Below are 19,685 nucleotides of genomic sequence, written 5' to 3'. Positions count from 1 at the left end.
GGGCGCCAGGGGCAGCCGACGGCGATCCCGTCAGCCGTCCGTCGCCTGACGGCTGTCCGCGGTTCCACTCCCGAGCCTGCCGACCGGAGGACACGGCCCCTTGCCCGCCGCGTGACGCGGCTGGTCGGTGATCTCCTCGTGCTCGTGGACGACGGGCTTGGGGATCTGGGTGCCCTCGCCGTACAGACCCCGGCTGAGCCTGGCCCGCAGCCGCCGGGCGGGGCCCGCCGTGTCGGCGCTCAGCGGCCGGTACTGCTCGTGCTCGGTCAGGACGCGGAGCTGCTCCGGGCCGAGCGCCTCGTGGACCTCGACGTACTCACCGTTCGGCATGCGTTTGATGATGCCGGTCTCGCGACCGTGCAACACCTTCTCGCGGTCGCCGAGCTGGAGGCCCAGAGCCCAGCGTTTCGTCACCGCGTAGACGACGAAAGGCACGACGAAGAGCCCGGCCCGCACGGCCCATGTCACCGCGTTGACGGAGACGTGGAAACGGGTCGCTATCACGTCGTTGGCCGCACCGAGCAGTGCCACGGCGTACACGCTGATCCACGCTGCGCCGAGCGCCGTCCGCACCGGCCGGTTCCGCGGCCGGTCGAGGAGATGGTGCTCCCGGTCGTCGTCGGTGACCCAGGCCTCGATGAAGGGGTACGCCCCCATGACCAGGAAGAGGCCGCCGCCCACCGCCAGGGGAATCAGGTTGTCGAGGGCGAGGGTGTGGCCCCGAATCACGATCTCCCAGCCGGGCATGACCCGCAGGAGTCCGTCGGCCACGCCCATGTACCAGTCGGGCTGCGAACCCGCCGTGACCTGGTCGGGGCGGTAGGGGCCGTACAGCCAGACGGGGTTGATCTGGGCGATCGAGGCGATGATCAGGATCACCCCGGAGACCAGGAAGAAGTAGCCTCCCGCCCGCACGGCGTACGACCGGAGGGGGATGCCGACGACGTTCCGCTCGGTGCGCCCGGGTCCCGGGTACTGTGCCCGGTTATGACGGAACGTCAGGAACGCCAGGTAGGCGAAGAGCCCCGCCATCAGGGCGGGGAGCACCACCACGTGGATCGTGTTGAAGCGCGAGATCAGCTCGCTCCCGGGGAACTCGCCTCCGAACAGGAACATCGACAGGTAGGTGCCGACGATCGGAACGGAGAGAATGGTGCCGTGCACGACCATGAGCCCGGTCCCGGAGAGCAGGTCGTCCGGGAGGTCGTATCCCGTCAGCCCCTCGAACATGCCCAGCACCAGCAGCAGGAAGCCGATCACCCAGTGGAGCTCCCGCGGCCTGCGGAAGGCACCGGTGAAGAACATCCGCATCATGTGGGCGAACAGGCTCGCGACGAAGATCAGCGCCGCCCAGTGATGGGCCTGCCGGATCAGCAGTCCGCCGCGCACGTCGAAGGAGATGTGCAGGGTCGAGTTGAACGCCTCCGACACCGTCTGCCCCCGCAGCGGTGCGTAACTTCCCTGGTACGGCACCTGCTCCATCGACGGGTGGAAGTACAGCGTCAGGTACACGCCCGTGAGGACGAGCACGAGGAAGCTGTACAGGGATATCTCCCCCAGCATGAAGGACCAGTGGTCCGGGAACACCTTGCGTCTGCTGTCCTTGAGCAGGCCGCTGATGCCCAGCCGCCCGCCGGCCCATGTGGCGAAGGTGCTCCCCTTGGAATCTCGTCGCGGTGCGTCCGGCCGGCCTTCGCTGTCCATTTTCCTACCACCATTCGTGGATCGCCCATGCCTGCACCACTAGGACCGATGGAACGGCGCAAATGTGACATCAGGCGGTGGATCACGGACGCCACGTCACAGGATCCGTGCCTGTCCGGTCTCATCTTCGGAGCCGAAGAGTGCTTGCAAGCGCGATGTGCCCTTGTGAGCAGACCTCCTGCACTTCGACGAGGTCGAGCCCGCGGCCGCGCTGTGTGGTGCCGTACTCGAGGGAGGATGCGGTATGGACTACGCCGGTGACGCGGTGCCGATCGCGGAGTTGCTCGACGAGCGCCGGCATCTGCTGGACGTCGCACACCGGATGATGGGCGGCGACCAGGCGGAAGACGTCGTCGTCGAGACCTACCGCCGGTGGTACGCGCTGTCGGACACGGTGCGTGCCGGGATCACGACCCCGCGTGCCTGGCTCGCGACGACCGCGGATGGCATCTGCCTGGCCCGGCTGGCTCAGCCCGGCAGGGAGAAGGGTGCCGGCCCGGACTCCGAGCGGACGCCGGCGTTCGTGGGCGACAACGCCTTCGGGGTGGCGCCCCCCGCGGTGGCGGAGGTCGTGGGGCGAGGGCGTCCGGAGTGCGTCGTACTCACCGCTCGCGCGCGCCGGTGGCGCCGGTTGTGGCGTGCGCGTCCCGGGTCGCCCCTGCGGCACGACGCGCTCGCCACCGCTGTCCGTCAGGCCTGCGCGGCGGAGGATGTCAGGCTGCTGATGTCCTTGCTGTGCCCTGATGCCACGGCGGTCTTCGACGGCGGCGGCAAGGTCAGGGCACTCGTCAGACCCGTGCACGGGAGCGGGCAGGTCGCACGCAGCCTGGTCGCGCTCCTGGCCGGACGGCCGCGCACGACAGTGCGGAACCAGTCCGTCAACGGCCGGACCGGACTCGTGGTGCGCCACGACGACCAGGTCGCCGCGGTCATCAGCCTCGGCCTCACCGGCGACCGCGTCGGACAGGTCTGGGTCGTCCTCAACCCCGACAAACTCCGCCCCTGGAACCAGTCCCCCGCCCCTGCCCCGTGACGGCTTCGGGCCGGGGCGGCGACACGCACCTGCGGGCCGCCGGAGCGGCCGGCAGGTGCGTGGCCGGGGATGTCGTGGAACGCGGTGGGGTGGAGTGCTCAGACGGTCGTGCGATCGCCTGCCGGGTGCTCCACGGCGCGCCGCGGATCACTGCCGGTGACGAACGCGTCCCGCGGGTGCTGCACGGAGGCCAGGGAGACCAGATCCCGGCCGAAGGCGGCCGCGGTCAGCCAGACGGTGAGCACCCGGACCTTCCGCTCCCAGGTGGGCACGGCCAGTACGTGGTAGCCCCGGTGCATCAGCCAGGCGGGGAGTCCCTTGATGACGATCCCCTTGTACTGGAAGATGCCCCGTCCCAGACCGAGCGTGGCCACCACTCCAAGGCTGCTGTGGCGATAGTCCCGCACGGTGCCCCCGCGCAGGTCGGCGAGGATGTTCTTCGCCAGGCGCCTGCCCTGCCGCACCGCGTGCTGGGCGTTGGGCACTGTCCGGGCGCCCGGCACCGGCGACGCCAGGTCGGGTACCGCCGCGTCGTCCCCGGCCGCCCACACGTCGGGCAGCGGGTCGGCGTCGGTGCCCACCCGCAGGTCGGCGCGGACGGTGATCAGGCCGCGCTCGTCGACCGGCAGGTCCGTGTGGTTGTGCACCACGGGATTGGAGGCGTTGCCTGCGGTCCAGACGACCAGTTCCGAGTCGAACTCCTCCCCGCTGGACAGCACCACGTGCCCGTTCTTGACCGAGGTGAGCTGCGTGTTCAGGTGCACGTGCGCACCACGGCGTTCCAAGGAGCGCACGACCCAGGCGCCGGGCTTGTCGGTCACCTCCGGCAGGATGCGGCCCCGGGCCTCGACCAGATGGAAGGACAGCTCGTCGAAGCTCAGTTCGGGATACGCCTTGAGCATCGCGGTCGCCAGGGACAGCAGTTCACCGAAGCCCTCGACTCCGGAGAACCCGCCGCCCACGACCGTGACGGTCAGCAGCTTGCGCCGCTCGGGACCGGGGGGCAGTGACGCGGCCTGGTCGAACGCGGTGAGCAGCCGGTCGCGGATGGCCACCGCCTCCTCCACGTGCTTCAGGCCGATCGCGTGCTCCGCCAGGCCGGCTATGGGGAACGTGCGGGTCACGGCACCGGCGGTGACCACGAGGACGTCGTACCGCAGTTCGTGGTCGGCCCCGTTCACCGGCCGGACGGTGACCGTCCGCTCCGCACTGCGGATCTCGGTCACGCTCCCCGCGATCAGCCGGCTCTTCTTCAGGTGCCGGCGCAGCGACACGGCCGCGTGGCGGGCCTCGACAGAACCGGCCGTCACCTCCGGCAGGAAGGGCTGGTAGGTCATGTACGGGCGCGGGTCGACAACCGTGATCCTCGCTTCCCCGGCGCGCAATCTCTTCTCAAGGCCCCAAGCGGTGTAAAAGCCCGCATAGCCACCACCGACGATCAGGATCTCACGCATGGTTTCCTCTGTTTTCGGTTCGTCACCAGGACGACCGGACAGAGCGGAGCGTTGTGACAGGCGGACGCCCCGTCAGGGGGTGTCGTGGCGGTCGGGACGGACTTCGATGTGGTCGGGTTCGAGGTCGAGCAGGACGCGGTGCTGGATGTCGAGGGCGGTGGTGAAGTCCCGGGGCAACTGAAGGCGCCCGGCACGGTCGACGGTGGCGTACTCGCGGGCGTGAGTGGTGGTGTTGCCCTCGTCGTCGACGGTGGTGTGGCGCAGGACCTCGGAGGCGGTGCGGCCGTCGCGGATGGCGACGGTGCGGTCGACGGCCTGGGCGACGGCCTGGTCGTGGGTGACGATGACGACGGTGGTGCCCAGTTCCTGGTTGATGGCGCGGAAGGCGCCGAAGACCTGATCCGCGGTGGCGGAGTCGAGTTGGCCGGTGGGCTCGTCGGCCAGGACGAGCGCGGGGTGATTGGCCAGGGCGACGGCGATGGCGGTGCGCTGCTGTTCGCCGCCGGACATCTGCTGGGGGCGGCGGTCGGCGCAGTGGGCGACGCCGACCAGCTCCAGGAGTTCGGCTGCGCGAGTGGCGCGTTCCTTGCGGCGCTTGACGCTTCCGGCGAGCTGCATGGGCAGGACGACGTTCTGCAGGGCGGTGAGATAGGGCAGCAGGTTGCGGGAGGTCTGCTGCCAGACGAAGCCGACGACCTCGCGCTGGTAGCGCAGGCGGGCACTGCCGTCCAGGGCGAGCAGGTCGAAGCCGGCGACGGAGGCCGCTCCCGCGGTGGGCGTGTCCAGCCCGGCCAGGATGTTCAGCAAGGTGGACTTTCCGGAGCCGGACGCGCCGACCAGGGCCATGAGTTCACCCCGTTCGACGAGCAGGTCCAGTCCTTGCAGGGCCTGGACCTCGACCCCCTGGGCCGTGAAGATGCGCACCAGGCGGTCGCAGGCGATGAGCGCGTCCTGTCCGTAGGCGGGACGCTCGCGGTGCGCAGTGGCGCGCCGTTCGAGTTCCGCCAGGGAGACGCCGCCCCCGGCCGCAGTGGTGCTACTGGTCTGGGTTGTGTTGTCGGTCATGATCGGTCCCCGATCCGCAGTTCCGTTCCTTCGCCGCGCCGTCCGGTGACCCATGCCTGTACCGCCAGCACCGCGCAGGCCAGCGCGACAAGCGCGGCCGACGGCAGGAGCAGGGAGGCGGGGTCGGTGCGCAGTACCGCTGCCGAGACGTCGGTGGCGGGTGTGCTGGTGCTGAAGGCGAGTGCCGTCAGGTCGACGCCCGGCCGCAGCAGCGGCACCGTGGCGACGCTGACCAGGATGCCGCCGACCGCGCCCAGCAGGACCTGCGGCAGCATCTCCAGGACGGCCAGGCTCTGCCGCTGCCGGCTGGTCATTCCCATGGTGCGCAGCCGGGCCAGCAGGGCCCGCCGTTGCGGTGCGTTGTGCAGCAACGACAGCAGCAACGCGAGCGCGCTGTAACCCGCGCCGGCCGCCACCGCCGCCAGATACACACCGCGCGCACCGGATTGCAGCGCCGTCGTGTTCCCGAACGCGGCCCGCTCCTCCGAGCGGAGCAGGACCTGGACGCCGCGTGCCCCGGAAGCGTGGACGGCGGCACGCAACGCCCTGCCGTCGATGTGCTCGCCGCTGATCAGAAGTGTCAGTGGACGAGTCGCCGCGGGCACCGCACCAGGGTGCGCACGGTGCACCGACGCCTCCGAGACGATGATGAACTCACGACCCGCGACCGCCGGTGTCTCGGTCACCGTGGCCGCCACACGCCCCTCGAAGGCACTCGCGGCCGTGTAGACGGTCAGCGTGCCGTCCCCGATCTGCCGTGCGAGGCGTGGTGAGGCGATGACCGGCGCCGGGCCCCTGCCCGGATCGGCCAGTGCCGCGGCCGGGAACGGCGAACCCACACCGGTGTCCTCGGCCAGACGTGCGTAGCGTTCGGGATCCACGATCAGGGCGTCGTACCTGGTGCCGGTCGCCTGCAGCAGCTGCCCTGTCTCGACGCGGACACCCAGGGTGCCGCGGACACCCGGGACCTGTCGGACGCGCTCCTCCAGTCCCTTCGGCAGGGCGACGCCCACGGTGGACTGCACCCGCGCGTCCGCTCCCACCTTGACCACGGCGGCGTGGTCGCGTCCGCTCTCGACGCCCGCGAGGACCGAGCCTCCGAAGGACGTCACGGTCAGCGCGGTCAACACGGCCAGCAGCGGCAGCGCGGCGGTCGAGGGGGCACGGCCGGCGCGGGCCACACCGATCTGCAGTACGGCACCCTTCAGGCGTGCGGCGGGGCGGCCCAGGAAGCGCAGGGGCAGCGGATACACGCGCAGCAGTACCAGCGCGGCGATCACCGCCATCAGGACCGGGGCCGCCGCTGTGAGCACGTCCGCGCCGCCGGCGGCGGTGCCTCGCTGGCGCAAAGTGACCACCGCGCCGGCCACGACGACGGCGACGGTCAGCTCGGCCACGGTCCGCCGTCGCGACGGCAGCACCGCTACCAGGTCCGCCCGCTGCTCGATCCGCGGACGGCGAGCCACGACCAGAGCACGCAGGGGCAGGGCGAGGGAGGCCACGAGCGCGACGAAAGCCGCTGAGGCCAGGGACAGCGTGGACCGCTCGTCGGGAAACACCAACAGTGCGAGTCCCAGTCCGAGGACCGCCGAGGGCAGGGCGACCACCGCGCTCTCGCCGATCAGCCGGGCGGCCAGGCCCCGCAGGGCGATGCCTCTGGCGCGCAGCAGCGTCAACTCCGCCCGGCGCCGTGCCACCTGTAGCCCGGCAGCCATCAGGAGGACGACGACGGCGACCGTGCCGACACCGACCGCGGCGACCAGGATCAGCGGCTGGGACGCGGCACGCTCACGCAGGAAGGGGGTCAGCAGGTCGGCCAAGCCCTCCTCCTGCACGGTCAGACCGCGCTGCTCGGTCAGCACCTGCAACCGGGCCGCGTCCGGGCCCGCGTTGAGCGCCGAGATCCGCTCACGGACCGCCGGGGCGTCATGTGCGGTGAGCGCGCCGATGTCGGCCGGGTGGTGCCAGTACACCTCCGCGCCGTTGTGGAGATCGAGCAGGGCGGCCGTGCTCGCCGGTGGGATCAGCGCGGTGAAGTGCCAGTAGAACTTCGGATCGGCGGGGGGCTTCGCCGTCACGGTGATCAGCGTCGGCGATCGCAGGTCGGGTTCGGCGTTCCAGTAGGCGGTTCCCGGGGACCGGGGCTGAACTATTCCGGTGATCCTGACGGTCAGCGTCGAACCGACGCTGTCCCTCAGATGGACGACCGAACCCGCCCGCAGCCCCATGACTTTGGCGGTGCGGTCGGTGACCGCCGCCTCGACACCGCTGTCCTCGCCGGACCGGGGCAGCCGTCCGGAGACGATCCGGGTACGGCCCGCGAGGCCCTCCTGGGCGAAGAGCGTGGCCTGCGGAGGCAGGCTCTTGGAAGGACGAGACAGTCCGGGGTCGACGGCCGGGATGGCGTCGGCACTGCGCACACCGTAGACGGTCTCGCTCTTGTCCAGCGCCAGCGGACTCCGTACGACCTGCTGGAACGCCTTCTCCGTCGTGACGACCGACTGCGGGGTGAGCAGGGCCTCGGCGTTGTTCGGAGCGGACAGCCACGACACACCGAGCGACATCGTCACGCCGCGTTCCACCGGCGTCGCCTGCCGCAGTGTGTCGCGCAGCGCGTCGTTCTCGTACCCGTCCACGGCCCGCGGCAGAGCTGCGGCCAGGAACGCGGTCACCAGCACCAGCGCGGCCAGGGCCGCGGTCCCGCCGGGGGCGGCCCGCAGCCGGGCGCGGATCCAGGACACGTCGCCGTGACCGCGAGGACTCAGCGGTTCGGTCATGTCACTCACCTCCTTGACGACGCAGCGCCTGGACCGGGTCGCTCGACCGCAGCGCCATCAGCGCCACGACCAGCAGCGGCACCCCGGCCACGACGATCAGTAGTTGAAGCAGCGACCCGGACGGCAACTCCACCCGAACCGCCGGCACCGGACTCTCCGCCCCTGCGGTCAGGACGATCAGCGGCATCACCAGCCGGGTCAGCACGGCGCCCAGCACCGCCCCCACCCCGACCGCGACCACCACCAGCAGCCCTTGCTCGACTGCCACCACACGGGCCAGCGAACGCCGCGGCGCACCCAGCGCGGCCAGGATGGCGGTTTCCTGCGCCCGCTCCCGCATCGCACCGATCGCCGCCACCGCGAAGCCGAGGGCCGCCAGCACCGTCGCCGTCACCACAGCGGCAGGCAACGCCGACAGCGGGCCGGCGCCGAGCGGGTCGCTCTGCAGATCCGCCCGCTCCTCGTCACGTGCCAGCACCGAGGTGATGTCTCCACGGGCCCGCAACTCGGACGCGACACGCCCACCGGCACCCGGATCGGTCGCGATCCACCACTCACCCGGCTGCCACTCGCCCTGGTCCAACCCGGCCAGCGCGCGGTTCACCGTCCGCAGGTCCAGCAAGAGCGCACCACCGTCGGTATCGGCCGACGGCGCACCGGTGGCGGGCAACGCCCGTACCGCTCCGGCGACGCGGACGGTCAGTTTCACACCCCGCACATCGACGCTCACCTCGTCGCCCACGCGTGCGTCGACCGCCCGCAAGAAGGCGTCGGTGACCACCGCGGGCACATCGCCTTTGAACGCGGTGCCGGCACGCAGACCCACCGAGGCACCGTTGGAACCGTTCTCGAAGTCGTCCGCGGCGGGCACCGAACCGGTTTCGTAACGCACGGTCAAGGGAGTGCGGTGATCGGAGCGCGGCGTCTGCGCACGTGTTGTGGGGCCGCCTGCCGGGCCGATGTCGGGTGCTTCGGTCCGTGTACGGACGCTCCAAGTGGCGCCGTCCGGTACGGACACCGCCTTCTCGGCCCCGTCCGCGGTCATGGCGGTCAGTCCCGTGAGGGAGAGCCGGTGGTACTCGTCCCCGCTCGGTAGCAGGAAGTCGGCCTTGAGACCGTTGAGGCGCAGAGGTCCGGCCGGTCCGGCGCCGCGTGCCCGGCCGGCCTCGGCGGCGAAGTCCGCCTCCAGTGCGTGCCGCCGTCCGTCCGCGGGAAGGTCGCCCAGCACAAAGGTGTAGGGCGTCCCGTAGCGGTCGGCGAAGGTAGCCGATATGCGGTCGGTGACGGTGCTCGTGATCGCTCGGTCATTGCCGTCCACGGCCGCCAGGCTCAGCGTCACCCGCAGTCGGGCCACGTCCTCGGGCAGCACGAACCCCTGTGCTCCGGCAGGGACGTCCTGCTCGGGCCGCAGGCTCCTCAGCATGTTCGCCAGGGGCTTGTCGGCCAGGTCCTCACGCAACCGCATCACGTCGGCCGCGGTCGTGGTGTCCACGGCGAGCACGGTCGCCTCCCGCTCTCCCGGAAGCGGCACCGACGAGCGGCCCGCAGGCGTGACCGCGGTGACACCGCGCATGCCGTCGTACACGCCACCCTGTCCGAAGGGCGGGGTGGACGTTCCGGTCACGCGGACGTCCGCGCCCACGGCGAAGTCCGCCTGGTCGCTCTGCGAACGCGTCCAGCTCGCGCTCTCCCCGATGGCGAAGACGCTGATCGACATGGCGAAGACCAGCAGCAACGCCGGTGTGGTTCCGCGTCCGGGCCGCCGGGAGAGCTGCCATCCGGCCAGCGCCGCCGCCAGACCGCGGACCCGCGCTGCGCGCCGCTCGCCGATCCGGGCGGCCAGCGGCAGCAGGCGCAGGGTGAGCACGGCGCCCGCGAGCAGGCACAACGCCGGCGCGACCACGAGGACCGGATCCACACCCAGGGCCCCGCCGCTGTCGACCGTGAGCACACCCGATCCGCCGGCGCGGCGGGAGAGCTGCCAGAACGCCAGGACCGCGACGGCCAGAAGGCCGATGTCGGCCCCGGCGCGCACGGGACCGGGCAGCGCTCGCCGGCCGTCGCCCGCCGCCTGCTCACCCGCGTACGTCCCGGGGCGCCTCAGCGACGGTGCCAGCACGATGAAGGCGCACACGGCCGCGGTCAGGACGGCCGCCCACCAGGTGGAAGGGGTCACTGTCAGCGTCACCCCGGCGCGGGCCAATGCCCCGTGCGCGGCCAACTGCCGCACCAGCGGGCCGGCCAGCAGAGGCGCCACCACGGCGGCGGGCAGCGCGAGGAGAAGCGCCTCGGTCGCGGCGAGCCCGGCGACACGGGCGCGTGAACCCCCTCGGGCACGCAGCCACGCGGTCTCCCCCGCGCGTTCGGCCGCCAGCAGTCCGGCGACCAGGAACAGCGCGAGCGCGGCCAGCAGGCCCAGTTGCAGCGCGACGACGAGAAGCGTGGAACGAGTGACGAACAGGGTCCGGTGCAGTTCGTCCAGCCGATCCGGCAGCTCAGTGCTCGCCGTGATGTCGCCGTCCGGTGCCACGTGGCCGAGTTGGGCAACGGCCTGCCGGGCAGCCTGACCGAGCCGGTCCATGCGGGCCGTGGTGACGGTGGCGAAGTCGGCACGCCCTTGCCAGACGTCCTCGGCCACCGGGACGCGGCCCGGCGCGAAGGCGGCCGGATCGACGAGCATCGGCCCGTACGTGGTAAACGTCAGGGTCCGGGTCTCACGACCGCCCAGCGGGTCCAACCGCCAGTAGGACGAAGCCGGGTCGGTCGGCCGGTACGTACCGGTGAGCCTCACCTTCAAGGTCCCGCCGTCGAGGCGGTCGGCCAACGTGACCTGGTCGCCCGGGCGCAGCTTGAGCGCGGTCGCCGCCGTCTCGGGCAGGGCCACCGGTACGGGTCCCTCCCCCGCCGGCGGTCCGGGAAGTGTTCCGTCGACCACCGTCAGCCGCGACGGGTCGAGCGTGGCGAGCACGGTCAAATCCGGGTTGCCCGAGTCCGGCGCGCCCGGTGGCCGCAGGCTCGGCGGTAGACCGTACGCGCCGGAACGGGTGCTCCTGGCCACGGTCACCGGCAGCCCGTCGAACGCTCCGTCGATGGCCTTGCGTACCGCGTGGTCCGTGGCCGAGCGGTCGTCGTCCTGAGCATCCTTGGCATCCGCGGTCACCTCGACGAGGGTCCGGCCGGACGTCGGGTCCTGGAGCGCGCGCCGAAGCCCCGCGTCCCCTACCGACGCCCCGAAGGCCGCGAGTGCCGCCACCGTGCACGTCGTGAGCACGATCGACAGCAAGGCGGCGCCCAAGAGCAGCCGGTGGGCGCGCAGCCGCAACAGTAGAAACCTCGGCACTGTCCCCAACCCTCGTTCTTCCGCAACCGCGGGAGCGACATCGGCTCCGATCACTGCGCCGGCAGTGCGGTTGCTGCGGAGATCCGGATGGCACAGCCACGAGTCACCGCACCAGGCGCGAGTGACACCGCCACAATCCATCCGAACGCGGGGTGATCATCTCATCCGAATACACTCTTGCCAATGACTGCCCCGGAATCCCACTGTGCCCATCATCACGTTGCTATTTGCAGTCACGCCGTAGCTGCCTCCGAGGGCTCTTACTTAGGGTGGCCGCCATGAGCAAGGGATTGCTGGACCGACAAGGGAAGCCGGCCGGGCGCGGCACGGTTTCCGATGCCATGGTCGTCATTGAGGACCTGGTGCGTACCTACGGGAGCGGGGACACGGCCGTGCACGCGGTGCGGGGTGTGTCCTTCAGCGTGGGGCGCGGCGAACTCGTCGCCCTGAAGGGACGTTCGGGTTCGGGCAAGACGACGCTGCTCAACCTCATCGGGGGGCTGGACCGCCCCGACTCCGGCAGTGTCCGCGTCGACGGCACCGAGCTCGGCGGGCTCGGTGAACGCGAACTGCTCGCTCTGCGCCGGGACCGCATCGGTTTCATCTTCCAGTCCTTCGGCCTGCTGCCGATCCTCACCGCCGCCGAGAACGTCGGCGTCCCGCTGCGGCTGCGCAAGGCCGACCGCGCCGAGCGCGAGGAGCGCGTCGGCCTCCTGCTCACCCTTGTCGGCCTGGACGGGCACGCCGCCCAGCGCCCCGGTGAGCTGTCCGGCGGCCAGCAGCAGCGTGTGGCCATCGCCCGCGCCCTGGCCAACCGTCCGGCCCTGATCATCGCCGACGAGCCGACGGGCCAGCTCGACGCCGACACCGGGCGTGCCGTGATGGAGCTCTTGCGCGCGGTCGTGCACAGCGAGGGTGTCACCGCCCTCGTCGCCACCCACGACCCCCAACTCCTCGCCCTCGCCGACCGCGTCATCGAACTGCGCGACGGCTCCCTCCTGGAAGGTGAACCGAGCGGCGACGACCCGTCCTCCTGATGATGTGACGGCCCGTTGGCTGGGCCGCCCCGCCCCGGGTGGGGTGACACCATCGGGCCGCCACACCTCATACGCGACCGGTGTCACGGACTCCTCACCTGTCCTGTCAGTGGTGCATGTCCCCGCTCCCCCTCCTCCGGGTGACATTCCCGCTGAACCGTCAGGGCGGGCAACCATGTTCCGAACGAGCGACGCCGCACCTCACGCACAGGTGGCCGTCATGTTGCTGACCACGGAAGCCGCGTTTCTCGAGGTGCGCATCCGCCATCTGCGCGAGGAGATCTCCGCGATCGACACGCGGCCCGACGCGATCGGTGACTCACTTCGCGGACTGCCGGCCTCCCCCGGCTCGAACGTCGGCCCCCGGCGCGGGACCCGGGGCACGCCACGCATCTGCGTCGCGAGCAGGCCTTCCTGCATGTTGTGACCATGACACACCATGGGAAAAGTGTGAACACCCTCTCCCGGAGTTTCGCCGTCGATGTCACGGACGGCCGCGCCATCGCCATTCGGTCTATCAAGTAGAGCGACACACCAGACAATCTCGGCACGCCGGGAGGGGGAGTGCATCACCCCGGCGCGACCGCCGGAATGGAGTCCGAGAAGGGAGATGAGGGGCCATGCTGCTCGAGATGACCCGACGCGATTCCCGTGAGACCACCGCGAACAGGCCCGACGGCGACGCAGAGCCTCGGGCCCCGCGCCACGTCGCCGCCGGGGACCGGCCCTCGCACACGGACCGCACCGCGACCGGCACGCCCGCCACCCGCCACCCGCCACGACAAGTGGCTCGTGGGGCTGCAGACCCGGACCGCCGACTCCCGTGACGTCTGGCTGTTCTACATCGTGGACCGGGCGTTCGACGCCGACCACGCCGCGCACCTGGCCCTGACCCGCGCCAACAGCGCGTCGGAGCGCGCCGCGCGGGACGGTGCCTTCATCAAGAGCGGCCGCGCGGAAGTGCACCGGATACACCGGGACGCACTGGGGCGGCTTTCCTTGGTACGGCGCACCTGACCCTCGTCCCACCGAATCCTCTCCACAGCCCCCGGCACCCTGCGGCCCTCTGCGCCGCCGAGCGCCGGGGGCTGTCGCACTTCGAACCCCACAGCGCCCGGCCACGCCCCGCCGACGCCCGGCCACGCCCTGTCGGCGCCCCGCCACCGACAATTCCTTCCTCCTTGACAATTATTTTTGTCGGTCGCATCCTGGAACGGCCCCCAGGGGCGTCGCACCACACATGTCCAGGACACGGAGGAAGACCTCTCATGCGCACGGTCATCAGCACGGCATTCATCTCGCTCGACGGCGTCGTGGAGGCTCCGGGCGGCGAACCCGGCTACCGGAACTCCGGATGGGTCTTCAAGGACGTCGAGTTCGTCCTCGAGGCGCTCGAGATCAAGGGACGCGAACAGGAGGAATCCACCGCGATGCTGCTGGGCCGGGCCAGCTACGAGGGTTTCAGCCCCGTATGGCCGGGTATGGCGGAGTTCGCGCGCTACAACACCCTGCCGAAGTACGTCGTGTCCACCACCCTCACCGAGGACAGCCTGGTCGCCGGCTGGGGCGAGACCACGATCCTGCGTTCCCTCGACGAGGTGGCCGCGCTCAAGGAGACCGACGGCGGCCCGATCATCGTCCACGGCAGCGCCTCACTGAACCACAGCCTCTCGGACGCGGGCCTGATCGACCGCTACCACCTGCTCGTCTACCCGCTGCTGCTCGGCGCCGGCAAGCGCCTGTTCAGCACCGCGGACCAGGACACCCGGAAGCTGAAGCCGGTCGAGCACGAGGTCTACGGCAACGGCGTGCAGAAGCAGGTCTTCGACGTCGTCCACTGACGGGGCCCGGCATCGTCAGGGGAACAGCGCCGGTCCCGCCCGCGCCGTGTGGCGGCCGTCACGGGACAGTTCGTCCCTGGTTGCCGATCATGCGTCGCTGTTTCCTGGGTCCTATGAACGACTCGACCGAACACCCCTTCCCCACTCCCGCCCACTGGATCGGCGGACGTGCCGTACCCGCGGACGGCCCGTTGATCGACGTGGTCAATCCCGCCACCGGCGCCGTCGTCGCGAAGGTCCCGCAGGGCACCTCCCAGGATGTCGACCGCGCGGTGGAGGCGGCCACGGCAGCCTTCCCCGGCTGGGCCGCCACGGCGCCCGAGGAACGTACGGCAGTGCTCAAGCGTGTGGTGGAGGGCATGCAGGCACGCACAGAGGAGATCGCGGCGACGATCACGGCCGAGATCGGCGTTCCGATCTCGTTCTCGCGCATGGCGCAGGCAGCGTTCCCTGTTCTCGCGACCACCGCGAGCATCACCGTCGCGGAGGACTTCCCCTGGACGGAGGAGGTCGTCAACTCCCTGATCGTGCGCGAGCCGATCGGTGTCGTGGGCGCCATCACTCCCTGGAACTTCCCGTTGCAGCAACTGGTGACCAAGGTGGTGCCCGCGCTGCTGGCGGGCAACAGCGTGGTGCTGAAGCCCTCCGAGATCGCCCCGCTGACGGCCATGGTCTTCGCGGAGATCGCCGCCGGGGCCGGCCTACCCCCGGGCGTCCTGAACGTCGTGCACGGCACGGGACCGGTCGTCGGTGAGGCCATCGCCGCGCACGGCGGTGTCGACATGGTGTCCTTCACCGGCTCGACAGCGGCCGGCAAACGCGTGTCGGCCGTCGCCTCCGGAACCGTCAAGCGCGTAGCGCTGGAGCTCGGCGGGAAGGCCGCCCACATCATCCTTCCGGACGCCGATGTCAAGAGCGCCGTCCTCCGCGGCCTGGGCTACGCCTGGGCCAACGCGGGTCAGGCGTGCGGCGCCTGGACGCGCATGCTGGTGCCGGCGGAACTGCACGACGAGGTGGTCGACATGCTGCGCGAGGCAGCCGCCGGATACACGGTGGGCGACCCCTCCGACGAGGGCACCCGGATCGGACCGCTGGCCTCCGAGCGCCAACGGCAGCGCGTGGACGCCTACATCGAGCGCGGTATCGCCGACGGTGCCACGCTGGTGTTCGGCGGCCCGGGCCGCCCGGAGGGCCTGGAGACAGGCGCCTACGTCAGGCCGACCGTCTTCGGACACGTCGACCCGGATTCGGTCATCGCGCAGGAGGAGATCTTCGGCCCGGTCCTCGTCGTCATCCCGTACACCGACGACGAGCACGCCGTGGCGATCGCCAACAGCACCGTCTACGGCCTCAGCGCATCGGTGGCCGGCGAGCCCGGCCATGCGCTGGCCGTCGCCCGCCGGATCCGCGCGGGCCAGGTCGACGTCAACGGGGCGCAGCACAACTTCCTTGCGCCCTTCGGTGGTTACAAGCAGTCGGGGAACGGACGGGAGATGGGCCGGGCCGGTCTCGAAGAGTTCCTGGAGACCAAGGCCATCACCCGCTGACCGCCGCACGCTCCCTGCCCCGTATCGCGGTGCGACAGCACCGCGATACGGGGCGGCCGTCCTCGTCCCGTGCGCGGGGGCGATGGGCGCCGCGATGAACTTAGGCTAGCCTTCCCTCATGGCGAAGATCCCGCGGCTCCCACCGAAGAACCCCCGGATGTTCCGCGCCGAAGTCGTCCGCGCCGAGCGGATGTCCCCCTCCATCCACCGCGTGACCGCCACAGGCCCGGATCTGGCCGAGTTCCCTTGGCTGGGCTACGACCACTGGTTCCGCCTCTTCATGACACTCCCTCACCAATCCACCCTGCGGCTGCCGGAGTTCACCGGCGCCCGGTGGTGGTTCCCCTACCTCGCCATCCCCGAGGGCGAACGGCCGCACTGCGCCAACTACACCGTGGCCGACTACCGTCCCGAGGCCGCCGAGATGGACATCGACTTCGTCGTCCACCGCCTGCCGACCGGCGAGGTCGAAGGCCGCGCCGCGATCTGGGCCTGCGGTGCCCGCCCCGGCGACGAACTGGCCCTGCTGGACCAGGGCATCACCTTCGACTGCCCGCCCGGCGCCTCCGAGGTCATCGTCGTGGCCGACGAGAGCGGTCTGCCCGCCGTCACGGGGATCTTGCGCTCACTCCCCCGCGACACCGTCGGCCGGCTCATCCAGGAGGTCCCCACCGGAGACGACCGGCGCGACCTCGACGCCCCCACCGCGATGACCGTCACCTGGGTCGTCCGCGACGACGCGCACGCCGTACCCGGCCACGCCGCGCTCGGTGAACTCCGTGGACTGACGACGGTCGACACCGCCGCCTACGCCTTCATCGCCGGCGAATCGGGCCTCTCCACCAAGGGCCGGCGGCACCTCCACCGCGCCGGCCTCCCCAAGGACCGCATCACCTTCACGGGCTTCTGGAAGCACGAGGCCCGCCAGCCCGCCTGACCGTCCCCTCGCCGCCGGGCTCAGCAATATCCCTGGTGCAGGAAGCCCCGCTGGGAGGGCGCTCCGATGTCCAGCGCGATCTCGACGGCGCTCGGCAACCGGTCGAGCCTCGCGTTCGGGAGGATGAACTCCCTGCCGGTGTACTTCTGGAGTACCGACTGCTTCCACGCGGGCTTGCAGACGAAGGGGTTCGCGTAGGTGTTGTAGCCGAGCCCCACCCCGGTGTTGAGGATTCCCGCGTCCTGGCACTGGTACAGCACTCCGCGCAGCGCGGCGGCGTTCCTGCGCCCCCGGTACCGCTCGGCGAAGTTCCGGAAGCAGGACTCGGAGTCGCCGGTGCCGTACGGGGAGGGTCCTGCGGCCGCGATCGCGTCGAGGAAGGAGCGGTTGCATCCGATCCCCGGCGAGAAGTCCTTGCCCTTGAGCAGTGCGGACCTGCTGCAGCCGGTCACGGTCCGGAACGCGCCGACGACGTCCTCGCCACGGCCGAGCCGGGAGTAGGCGTAGGCGAGCTGGACCTGGCCCCGGAGCGGGTAGGCTCCCGTGTCGCCGAACTCCTCGTCGAGCAGGCGGAACCACGTCTCGAAGGCCGGCACCTGGGCCCGTACGCCGGGCGGCAGGGTGTAGACCTCCAGGTCGGTCTCGGTGGACCAGGTTTCCAGGCCCGGGTATCCGACGTACGACAGGATGCCGATGCCGACCTTCTCCGGACGGTTGCCGTACAGGCTGCGCAGTCTCAGATAGCCTTCCAGATTCGTGTGGGAGGCCGCCCACGCGTACCGGAAGCCCGGGGGGTACAGCGTGGTGCTGCCGCGTGCGTGGGTGGTGGCGAACAACAACGGTGAGACGCAACGGACTTGCCGGGCATCCCACACCGCCTTGTACTCGGCTGGTGTGGCGATGCAGCCGGACGGGGCGGCCGCCTCGGCAGTCCGGGATTCCGGCAGCGCGCCGGGCGCGGTCGCGAGGACGAGGGCGCAGGCCGCGAGGACGGCGAACGGGCCCTCGCCGCGACCGGCCCTCGGACGCTTGAGGCCCATGGGTTCTCCCTGAAGTTCGACGATCGGGTGCCCGCGGGGCGGACCCGGTTCTTGACCCCTGCTGCGATCAGTCTTGGGAGCGGAGCGATTCCAGGCCACTCGGATGAGCCAACCGGCGCAGCGGACCCGCCGCCCGCCGCCCGTCGTCCACGCCTGACGGGGAGTCGGGCGGGATCCGCCTACCACCCCACTGACCCGCCGCGGCCTGTACCGCACCGGTTGCGCCCTGCGGCGCACGGACCCCGACGCCGCGCCCGCTCACGCCAGTTGGCCGACCGTTCACACGTCAGGCGCCTCTGCGACGGTGGCCGTTCGGTCCCTGTCGGAAGTCTCACTCCGGCCTGTCAGAACGACCCCAGGACGGACTTCGTGATCGCATCACGTACGCCCCGGCGACGCCGCACCCTGCGCCGCCTCCTCGTTGCCCTCGCCGGCCCGGCGATGGTGGCCGGCACTCTGGTCGCCTCCCCGGCCCACGCGGCCCCGGCCGACGACATCCGGATCAACGAGGTCGTGACCACCGGAGACGTCGACGACTCGATCGAGCTGTACAACAAGGGCACCGGCACCGTCGACATCTCGGGCTGGATCCTCAAGGACGACAACAAGAGCTCGAAGTACAAGATCGCGTCCGGGACGACGCTGGCCCCGGGCAGGTTCCGGGCCTTCGACGTGCACGACGCGTTCGGCCTGGGCTCCGACGACCAGGCGCGCCTCTACCTCGCCGACGGCAGCACTCTGGTCGACAGCTTCAGCTGGGACGACCACTCCGACCCGTCGTGGTCGCGCTGCCCGGACGGCACCGGCGCGTTCGGTGCGGCCGAGCTGACCCTCGGTGCCGCGAACGATTGCGGCACCGGCGGCGGAGGCGGCGGGGGAGGCACCTCGCCGGTCGCGTGGCCCGGCAGCGGCTCGGTCGCCACCGCCGACGCCTCGAACGTCTTCGGTTCCGACCTCAGCGGTCTGTACCAGGAGGGCGACGTCCTGTGGGGAGCCCAGAACTCCGGGAAGCTGTGGCGACTGCTCCCGAACGGCTCCGGCGGCTGGAAGCCCGACACCGCCAACGGCTGGTCCACCGGCAAGAAACTGCGCTTCCCGGGCGGCTCCGGCACCCCTGACAGCGAAGGCGTGACGGTCACCGGCGCCGGATCCTCCGGCGGTGTGTTCGTGGCGAGCGAGCGCAACGGCGACTCGTCCGGCACGAGCCGCCTGTCCGTCCTCCGGTACGACGTGAGCGGGACGGCCACCACGCTGACCGCCACGAAGGAGTGGAACCTGACCTCCGCTCTGCCCTCCGTCGGCTCCAACCTCGGCTTGGAGGCGGTCACCTGGGTCCCGGACGCGACCTTGACGGCGGCCGGCTTCAAGGACGAGTCGACCGGCGCGGCCTATGACCCGAACCGCTACGCCGCGCACTCCGGCGGAGTCTTCTTCGTCGGCGTCGAGGGCACCGGCATGATCTACGGCTACGTCCTCCAGGACGCGGGCACCTTCACCCGGGTCGCGTCCGTCAGCAGCGGGATGACCGGCGTCATGGACCTGCAGTGGGAGCCGCAGGCCTCCCGCCTGTGGGTCGTGTGCGACGACACCTGCGGAGGCCAGCACCGGACGATGCGGGTCAACGCGTCCGGCGTCTTCGCCACCACGGCGGTCTACAACCGGCCCAGCGGCATGGCCGACATCAACAACGAGGGCTTCTCGGTGGCCCCGGCCGGCGAGTGCGTCTCCGGCTCCAAGCCCGTCTTCTGGGCCGACGACAGCAACACCAGCGGTCACGCCCTCCGCAAGGGCACCATCACCTGCTGACGGTTGCTCAGCCCACCGCACGGCCGCGGGCCCTGTCCACCCCGGACAGGGCCCGCCCCTGCGACCCGTCAGCCCCGTCCGGCGGGTCCGGCGGGTCGCCGCCT

13 protein-coding genes and 1 pseudogene are annotated in these 19,685 nt (G+C 71.1%); 8 read left to right on the top strand and 6 right to left on the bottom strand.

Annotated elements, in window-relative coordinates:
• Positions 1-111: 111 nt before the first annotated feature.
• Positions 112-1,704, bottom strand: a pseudogene (qcrB, locus tag RV983_RS35325) (cytochrome bc1 complex cytochrome b subunit); the annotation flags it as partial.
• A 244-nt stretch (positions 1,705-1,948) separates the two neighbouring features.
• On the opposite strand from qcrB, the gene RV983_RS35320 reads away from it, so the two are divergent.
• The gene (locus tag RV983_RS35320; RefSeq protein WP_475989791.1) at positions 1,949-2,737 is read left to right on the top strand and encodes a sigma factor; all 789 of its coding nucleotides are present in this window, start codon (positions 1,949-1,951) and stop codon (positions 2,735-2,737) included.
• Between the two features lie 98 nt (positions 2,738-2,835).
• Here the strand turns inward: RV983_RS35320 and RV983_RS35315 are convergent, their stop codons facing one another.
• The 4 genes from RV983_RS35315 to RV983_RS35300 form a co-directional block, all read right to left on the bottom strand.
• Entirely contained in the window at positions 2,836-4,191 is a 1,356-nt protein-coding gene (locus RV983_RS35315) for an NAD(P)/FAD-dependent oxidoreductase (protein WP_475989790.1), read from the bottom strand.
• Positions 4,192-4,263: 72 nt separating this feature from the next.
• Positions 4,264-5,256, bottom strand: a complete 993-nt coding sequence (locus tag RV983_RS35310) for an ABC transporter ATP-binding protein (protein WP_475989789.1) — start codon at positions 5,254-5,256, stop codon at positions 4,264-4,266.
• Positions 5,253-8,033, bottom strand: coding sequence for an FtsX-like permease family protein (locus RV983_RS35305; protein ID WP_475989788.1), 2,781 nt, complete (start codon positions 8,031-8,033; stop codon positions 5,253-5,255). Before RV983_RS35305 ends, RV983_RS35310 begins: the two co-directional genes overlap by 4 nt.
• A gap of 1 nt (position 8,034) precedes the next feature.
• Positions 8,035-11,355 carry an FtsX-like permease family protein gene (locus RV983_RS35300; protein ID WP_475989787.1) on the bottom strand — a complete coding sequence of 1,107 codons (3,321 nt, stop codon included), beginning with the start codon at positions 11,353-11,355 and terminating at the stop codon, positions 8,035-8,037.
• Positions 11,356-11,714: 359 nt separating this feature from the next.
• Here RV983_RS35300 and RV983_RS35295 point away from each other — a divergent pair, with 359 nt between their 5' ends.
• The 6 genes from RV983_RS35295 (at position 11,715) to RV983_RS35270 (ending at position 16,735) form a co-directional block, all read left to right on the top strand.
• Positions 11,715-12,410: an ABC transporter ATP-binding protein gene (locus RV983_RS35295; RefSeq protein ID WP_475990550.1), complete on the top strand. Its 696-nt coding sequence runs from the start codon at positions 11,715-11,717 to the stop codon at positions 12,408-12,410.
• Between the two features lie 220 nt (positions 12,411-12,630).
• The gene (locus RV983_RS35290) at positions 12,631-12,837 is read left to right on the top strand and encodes a hypothetical protein (RefSeq protein ID WP_475989786.1); all 207 of its coding nucleotides are present in this window, start codon (positions 12,631-12,633) and stop codon (positions 12,835-12,837) included.
• Between the two features lie 365 nt (positions 12,838-13,202).
• Positions 13,203-13,427, top strand: a complete 225-nt coding sequence (locus RV983_RS35285; RefSeq protein ID WP_475989785.1) for a hypothetical protein — start codon at positions 13,203-13,205, stop codon at positions 13,425-13,427.
• A gap of 251 nt (positions 13,428-13,678) precedes the next feature.
• Positions 13,679-14,251, top strand: coding sequence for a dihydrofolate reductase family protein (locus RV983_RS35280; protein WP_475989784.1), 573 nt, complete (start codon positions 13,679-13,681; stop codon positions 14,249-14,251).
• Between the two features lie 113 nt (positions 14,252-14,364).
• Positions 14,365-15,798, top strand: coding sequence for an aldehyde dehydrogenase family protein (locus tag RV983_RS35275; RefSeq protein WP_475989783.1), 1,434 nt, complete (start codon positions 14,365-14,367; stop codon positions 15,796-15,798).
• A gap of 118 nt (positions 15,799-15,916) precedes the next feature.
• Positions 15,917-16,735 (top strand): siderophore-interacting protein, encoded by an 819-nt coding sequence (locus RV983_RS35270; RefSeq protein ID WP_475989782.1) that lies wholly within the window; start codon positions 15,917-15,919, stop codon positions 16,733-16,735.
• Positions 16,736-16,755: 20 nt separating this feature from the next.
• Here RV983_RS35270 and RV983_RS35265 read toward each other — a convergent pair whose 3' ends face one another.
• Complete coding sequence (locus RV983_RS35265; RefSeq protein ID WP_475989781.1) at positions 16,756-17,775, bottom strand: hypothetical protein; 1,020 nt, start codon at positions 17,773-17,775, stop codon at positions 16,756-16,758.
• 441 nt (positions 17,776-18,216) lie between these two features.
• Here RV983_RS35265 and RV983_RS35260 point away from each other — a divergent pair, with 441 nt between their 5' ends.
• Positions 18,217-19,581: a lamin tail domain-containing protein gene (locus tag RV983_RS35260; RefSeq protein WP_475990549.1), complete on the top strand. Its 1,365-nt coding sequence runs from the start codon at positions 18,217-18,219 to the stop codon at positions 19,579-19,581.
• Positions 19,582-19,685 lie beyond the last annotated feature (104 nt).

It is taken from the genome of Streptomyces sp. RLA123 (assembly GCF_056270165.1).
This window is presented reverse-complemented; position numbering and strand designations above follow the sequence as displayed.